This is a genomic window from Trueperaceae bacterium (genome assembly GCA_002707365.1).
In the GTDB taxonomy this organism is placed as follows: Bacteria; Deinococcota; Deinococci; order Deinococcales; family Trueperaceae; genus UBA6957.
Map to the genome: position 1 here is coordinate 198,490 of PAMQ01000004.1, position 6,513 is coordinate 205,002.

Consider the following 6,513-nt stretch of genomic DNA (forward strand, 5'->3'; position numbering starts at 1 on the left):
GCTAACTTTAATCAGGAGGACGTGGCCCTAGCGGTTCCTCGGCAGCTCCGTCGGCAGCTTCTTCGGAAAACCATGAGGGTATTTTTTCTTCAGTTGGTCTGGGGTGATGCACCCAGTAGCCTTCTGGATCGTGACCACGAGCTAGGATAGCGTGCTTAGTACGTAGATCTTCGTTACCCCGCACTTCGACAGGGTGATACCGGAGGGTAAGGCCACAGCGACGACGGTTGGATGGGTTAGGCATGGATCCGTGAAGAAGCATGTCTGTGTGGAGAGAGATTTGGCCAGCTTTAAGCTCAACTGAAATTGGTTCCCCGTATTTCTCTTCGGGGTTATGAACGTGTTGGTTAAGCACGCCGTCTTCTTCGTCGGTGACCCATTCGAATGGGACGATGCCAAGATGATGCGTGGTGGGGAAGAGTTTCATGGCGCCATTTTCGACGTCCACATCATCGATTGCTATCCAGACAGTCACTACTTTACTGGGTGTGAGTGGCCAGAATTGTGCGTCTTGGTGCCAGTACACTGATTTTTTGTCTCCCGGTGCTTTCGAGAAGTAGTGACTCATGGTGCAAACGATGTTAGGGCCGATTATGTCCTCTACGTAATCTAAGATGCGGTCGTCCGTGATGAGGTCATAGAGTCCCTGGCAGGTTGTGTGCCAGGCGTTTACGTCCCAATCGCCAAGTCCGTGTTCGTGTGCCATAACTAGGAGTTTGTCGAAGTACGAGCGGTTAGTTTCGATCTCGTCAGGCGAGTAAACGTCTAATGGGAAGACGTACCCTACTTCGTTGTATTTTTTGATTTGCTCTTTGGTGAGTTTTTTTGGATCTTTTGTTTCAATGGGAAAGAATTTTAGTTCTCTCTCCATATCTGGAATAGCATCTGTTTGTGCCACTACCCGTACCTCCTGAATGGTTTGCAAACTAACTAAGGGCAACGTCTTGTTTAACTAATGATACAAAAAATTAAAAGTTTTAGGGTTGCTTATTGTTTTTACTTCCGGAATTCAGGTGAGGCAGGAGTTCCCCAGCGGTTAGACCAACGTTCGTTGGGATCCCACACCTTTGGGACGTATTTGGCGTCATCCCATATTTGTTGCATGTCGGCTGAAAACTCAACTATGTTCCCCTCGGTATCGTGGAAATAAATAAAAAGGTTATTGCCCGGTCCGTGTCGTCCAGGGCCGTAAAGAAGGACACGGTCATGCTGTGCTAAGTACTCAGCTTGTTGAACTAACTCCGCCATGTCCCTTACTTCAAAAGCTATGTGGTGGAGGCTTTGTTTTTGGTGACGTGATACAGCTAGGCCGTGATGGTCGGGGGTGCATCGCATCCATACGAAGTCCTCCCCAACGCAATCTGAGATACGAAGCCCAAGTACTTTGGTGTAGAACTCGAGACCAGCACCAAACTTTGGGGTTCTGAGAGTGATGTGTTGGAACTTTCTAGGTCGAACCGTTCGTACGCCAGAAGGTGGAGTGAGTTGGGACAAGCCAGTGATGAGTTCCACATTAAATCCAAGTGGGTCGCGGAAGCGAATAGACTCCTCATGCCCAAGTTCGGTTGAAAAGTTAGTTTGGCACTCTATGCCTGCTCTTAGTAATTGCTCTTGCGCCGCTTCGAGGTCAGCTAGTTCCTTGACTTCTAGGGCGTAGTGATCCATCCCGTTTTCCTCGGCTGGTACAAGGACAATTTGATGATGGTCGTTGTTGCATCGAAGGTATATGCGACCTGTTTCGTCGCGTGCGGTTTCGGTTAGGCCGACGAAATCACGGTAGAACGCTGCTTGGGCTTCTGGGTTTTGAGCTAATAGACCTACGTGCGATAGTTTTCGGATTCGAATTTCAGGTGTCATTTTAACTCCCTCAAGGAACGCCGGTGTTTGAATGTAAACATAGTAGCGAGAATAATTCTTTCATTCCTTGATTTAATCCGGTGGCGGTGTAAGCGCCAAGAACGTACCGGTCAGGCCTGATAATAACGAATTGTGCTCGGTATTTTCTGAACCACGCCACTAGTTTTCCTTCCACATCGAGGATTCTCTTGAAACTTCCTGACTGCAGGTTGGACGTGACTTTTCCATTGGCTACCTGCACAAATGTGATAGGCAACGTGGTAGTTATTAAGGTATCTGCAAGTTTAGTTAGGACGTCATCGTGTTCGGCTATGGTTAGTACTGAAAAGCCATCACCTAATACTGAGTCCAGTGGTACGGCTTCGTCAGTGTCGAGTAGAACTGTCGGCTGAATGAATTGTTTTCCCTTTGCCCGACTGATTTCGCCACCGAGAACCCCCTTTTTTAGGTTAGGGGAGCGGAGAGTGAAACTAGCTAATGTTGTGAATAACCTAGGAATACGCAGGATAGTTTTAAACAAGATGTCTCGGAGATAGGCGCCGAGGAAGCTACGTGTTTGGATGAGGTTTCCCAGGAATATAGTTCCTCGGGTCATGCGCGTCACGTGTGGGATACGCTCTACCGCGTAACTATTGAGGAGTTCGTCGGAAGATGCGCCTTTCACTACTAAAGCTAGTTTCCAGCTGAGATTATGTACGTCCCGTAAGCCACTGCACATACCCTGTCCAGCAAAGGGTGGCATTTGGTGGGCGGCGTCACCCGCGAGGAGAGCACGTTCGACGCGCCACTGTTTCGCAATTAGTGCGTGGAAAGTGTAAATCGCTACTCGCTGTATCTCAACATTGCTAGGGTCAACAACCGAGGAGAGGAGATTCCGTACCTGTTCTTTTGGCGGAACTGAATTAGGCGCCGGTTTGTCAATTTGCATGAACTCCCAACGGTAATGTCCTTTGACTGCGGTTGGTACATAAGTAACGGGTTGGCGCGGATCACAATATTGCTGGTGACAGTTTGGTAAGTTTGCTTCCTTTGGCGTTACGTCGGGGTTCAGGCGGACGTCCAGCACGAGCCAAGGTTGGTCGAAACCTAGGTCGCGAAGTCTGATGTTGAGTTGTTGCCGGACTAAGCTACGAGCCCCATCGCAACCCACGACATACTTTGATCGTATCGTTTCTATCTTGCCGGTTTCTGCCTGTCGGGCCGTAAGAGTTACTCCGACGTTGTCCTGTTCTATCTTCTCTACTTCCATCCCGAGCCGAGTATCTACGTGTTCAAAGCGAGTTAAACCCCCACGAAGGACAGCCTCCAACGTGGGCTGGTGGAAATAAATGTCTTCTCGGTGCCCAATGGCTGTAGTTTTTCGTACTGACGCCTCGAAGAAAATCTCGCCCTTAGCATTAAGGTACTCCCTCTTGGTGTACGTCCCCAGCGCTGGCCGCATTGATTCGAGGAGTCCCAGGCTTTGGAATGTTCGGAGAGCTTCATCGTCAGCGTGAACTGCGCGAGGGACAGGGAAAATCTCCGTGTCTTGCTCTAAGACAACTGTCCGGCAACCGTGAAGACCCAGTAGATTGGCTAAGGTAGCCCCGACAGGTCCGAATCCGACTATAGCCACGTCAAACTCTTGCGACACTTGACTTCACCTCAAGGAGCGATAGATCAATATATTGGTCTTCAAAACAAATGAGATTAGTTTCTACAAACACTCTAGGGTAGATCGTCGCATAATTTGGGCTCGTTGTACGAAATTAGACTCTGTCCTAGTACCGATCTCGCGACTGTGAGACCGTAGTTTCGTAATTAATTATGACTGGGATTATTTGTTTTGATGTGCCAGAATGACTAATGGAGAGCATTTACGAAAGAGATGGTTACCAACTAATTGAGGGCGCTATTTCTCAAGCAGACCTTCAACCGTTACGGAACGACATTAATGAACAGATTACTCTTCATGCTCGTGAGCTTGTAAATCAAGGCAAGGCTACTGACCTGTATTTAAATCTGCCTTTTGGAAAACGTCTTGTGGCTCTTCACCAGGAAGCGCCCCTCACTAAGCGGTCTTGGCCCACCACGGCTTTTAATCCTTCCCTGTACCCACTAATTAACCATCCAGCTATTATCGATGCTGTTGAGGCCCATGTTGGGCCAGACATTACCTTTGTTGATTACCTTGTGCGTCCAAAGATGCCGCGGAGCGAATCGACAGCATTCCCACTGCATCAAGATAGTCAGTATTACGGTAAGGCTTCACAACACGCGCACACCGTGACCGTATGGATACCGTTAGTGGACGTTAATGAAAAGAATGGTTGCTTGTTTGTGATTCCTGGAAGTCATAAATGGGAGCTTTACGATAGTGCTAGGGATGAAAACAGCAACATGCGGTCATTTGTGGATGTTGAAGCTCGGGGTACTCCCATTCCAATCCCGATGAAGGCTGGCGACATTTTGTTATTTCACAACATGACGTTTCACGGCAGCAAGGTTAACCACACAGATGGTGTGCGCTGGAGCGTCGATATTCGTTACGTTCGGACGCTCGGTACTCAAGCTACCTCTAGTACCGAACAAGCCGGAGTTGAATTCATGTTCGAGAAGATGCGAAATGTGAGTCTACATGCTGCGATGGTTGTGCGAGGTGACGGGCCCCGTTGGTCACTCGAGGATTGGCAACGAGAGACCGAATCCAAGCGTGCTGCTAGGGCCACGTCCACCTAATTATTCGTTTGAATCATTCATCCTGTCGTAATGACTTTTTGTTGAGCGGAATTAAGCCACGTCGAAGACTAATGCTGTAACTGAGTGCGGCTCCAAAGTAGTGTCAAAGGTGCTGCCTTCAGCAGTGATGGATTCCTTGCGGGTAATTACGTTATCTGGTGTCGCAAAGGTGTTTTCTGCTTTGACGTCAGGGCCATTCACTATTTGGGTGGAGCCTGGACCAGCGAAATGACCATCATGAAGAGTGATTGTCACGTCACTTGCTTTCGACTCGGACCGGTTAACGGCGTACACAGTTAGTTTCTTGTTCGCCTCATCGAGAGTTGCTGATACATCAAGAGTTCGTAAGGCAGGGAATTTTTTTGTCGAGAAGGTATCGCCAGCCCAATGCACATCAAGAGCAGTCGTTCCGCAGGTGTTGCGGTAAACCTCGAAGGGGAAGAATGTAGTTTGTAGTACTAGTCCTTCGGGACTAGTTAAGATTGGCGCGATGACGTTCACGATCTGCGCAATGTTCGCCATTTTCACGGAACTAGCGTGGCGAATAAAGGCATTGAAGTGCATCGCGACTACTAAAGCATCCTCTAAGTTATAGGCCTCCTCGAGCTTCTGTTCGTTCATCGCGCGGTACCAGACGTTCCATTCGTCTACCGCAATGGGAATTGGATTTTCGATCTTGTTGGCGCTACGAAGAGCATGAAGCATGCCTTCAGTGGCAGTGAGCTTCTCGTTAATCAATTCGGAGAGACTCATGTAGTCCTCAAAACCTTGGCCGTAACCACGTTCCTCGTCATTACCGACGTACCAGTGGATTGCCATGTAATCAATAAGACTTCCTGCTTGCTCCACAAGGAGTTGCAGGCGTTCAGTCCAATCGGGTTGCCAAAAGCTTATTCCGGACGCGAATAGTTTAATGCTCGGGTCAGTCCATTTCATGACTTTGGCAAATTCGGTGTACGCCCGGGCGTACTCCTCAGGTGTTTTCATTCCAATTTGCCAGGGTCCGTCAACTTCGTTGCCGATACCCCAGTACTTAACGCCGTGCGGTTCGTCGTAACCATGGGATTTTCTTAGTTTCACTAGTTCGGTATCTTTGGTGCCGTTACAGTACTCAACCCAATCACGTGCTTCACGCATGTCGCCGTCCCCACAATTAACAGCGAGGTACGGTTCGCTACCAACCTTCTGGCAAAAACGTATGAATTCATTAGTACCGAAGGTGTTTGGTTCAATGTCATGCCAAGCAAGCTCCATCCGAGCTTTACGTTCTTCTACAGGTCCAACAGCATCACGCCAGCGGTATCCGGATACGAAGTTGCCACCTGGGTACCGTATTGCCGGCATGCGTAATCTCCTGATGGCATCTTGCACGTCACTCCGGAGACCATCAGCATCCGCAAGAGGGGATTCAGGTTCGAAAATACCGCCGTAAATATGGCGACCAAGGTGCTCAGCAAAGCCACCAAAAATGTTCGGATCAATATCACCTAGAGTTCGGTCCAATTCAATCGATATGTTAGTAGCCACAGGTTGTTTCCTCCATGGAAGACTCTACCGCTTTTCCTGCGGGAGTTCCATAAACAAAAGGATTTACCTGGATCCTAACGGCCCAAGCGCAAACAGAAAGACCAGCAGGTACTAAAAGAACTTCACCCGTTGATTGTGAGTAAAACCAAATTATCCTAGAATCCGTGATTCACACGGTGGACCTTTTTATCCGCAGTGTTTATGGTGTGTCAACGCAGTTGTATAGCCAGCATGTGTGTTTGAAGATGATGTTCCATGTGCGGTTCGTGGCTATGTTCGTGAAGGTTTCTTGTGTGCCGTCTGGCCAAATTATTGCGACAGTGGGGTTGGTGTTGTTGTCTAGGCCAAAGTGAAGGGCGGTGTCGTTCCCTGCTCCGAAACTAGAGCCGCTTTTTACTTCTTGCATTCGAG

General features: G+C 48.7%; 6 protein-coding genes. 1 reads left to right on the forward strand and 5 read right to left on the reverse strand.

The annotated features are described in order from the left end of the window. Positions 1-7: 7 nt before the first annotated feature. The 3 genes from CMO31_01985 to CMO31_01995 form a co-directional block, all read right to left on the reverse strand. Positions 8-898 carry a phytanoyl-CoA dioxygenase family protein gene (locus CMO31_01985; protein ID MAZ52770.1) on the reverse strand — a complete coding sequence of 297 codons (891 nt, stop codon included), beginning with the start codon at positions 896-898 and terminating at the stop codon, positions 8-10. Positions 899-996: 98 nt separating this feature from the next. Further along, positions 997-1,857 carry a hypothetical protein gene (locus tag CMO31_01990; GenBank protein ID MAZ52771.1) on the reverse strand — a complete coding sequence of 287 codons (861 nt, stop codon included), beginning with the start codon at positions 1,855-1,857 and terminating at the stop codon, positions 997-999. 10 nt (positions 1,858-1,867) lie between these two features. Beyond that, a complete protein-coding gene (locus CMO31_01995) occupies positions 1,868-3,490 on the reverse strand; it encodes a hypothetical protein (protein MAZ52772.1) in 1,623 nt (540 codons plus the stop codon). A 212-nt stretch (positions 3,491-3,702) separates the two neighbouring features. Between CMO31_01995 and CMO31_02000 the strand changes: the two genes are divergently transcribed. After that, a complete protein-coding gene (locus CMO31_02000) occupies positions 3,703-4,575 on the forward strand; it encodes a hypothetical protein (protein ID MAZ52773.1) in 873 nt (290 codons plus the stop codon). 51 nt (positions 4,576-4,626) lie between these two features. Here the strand turns inward: CMO31_02000 and CMO31_02005 are convergent, their stop codons facing one another. After that, the gene (locus CMO31_02005; protein ID MAZ52774.1) at positions 4,627-6,102 is read right to left on the reverse strand and encodes an alpha-N-arabinofuranosidase; all 1,476 of its coding nucleotides are present in this window, start codon (positions 6,100-6,102) and stop codon (positions 4,627-4,629) included. Positions 6,103-6,301: 199 nt separating this feature from the next. Continuing rightward, positions 6,302-6,508, reverse strand: a complete 207-nt coding sequence (locus tag CMO31_02010) for a hypothetical protein (protein MAZ52775.1) — start codon at positions 6,506-6,508, stop codon at positions 6,302-6,304. Between the last annotated feature and the right edge of the window lie 5 nt (positions 6,509-6,513).

Bases quoted from the DNA above. Each gene is read 5' to 3' on its own strand.
- CMO31_01990 (MAZ52771.1), bottom strand. From the start codon at position 1,857: ATGACACCTGAAATTCGAATCCGAAAACTATCGCACGTAGGTCTATTA.
- CMO31_02000 (MAZ52773.1), top strand. From the start codon at position 3,703: ATGGAGAGCATTTACGAAAGAGATGGTTACCAACTAATTGAGGGCGCT.
- CMO31_02010 (MAZ52775.1), bottom strand. From the start codon at position 6,508: ATGCAAGAAGTAAAAAGCGGCTCTAGTTTCGGAGCAGGGAACGACACC.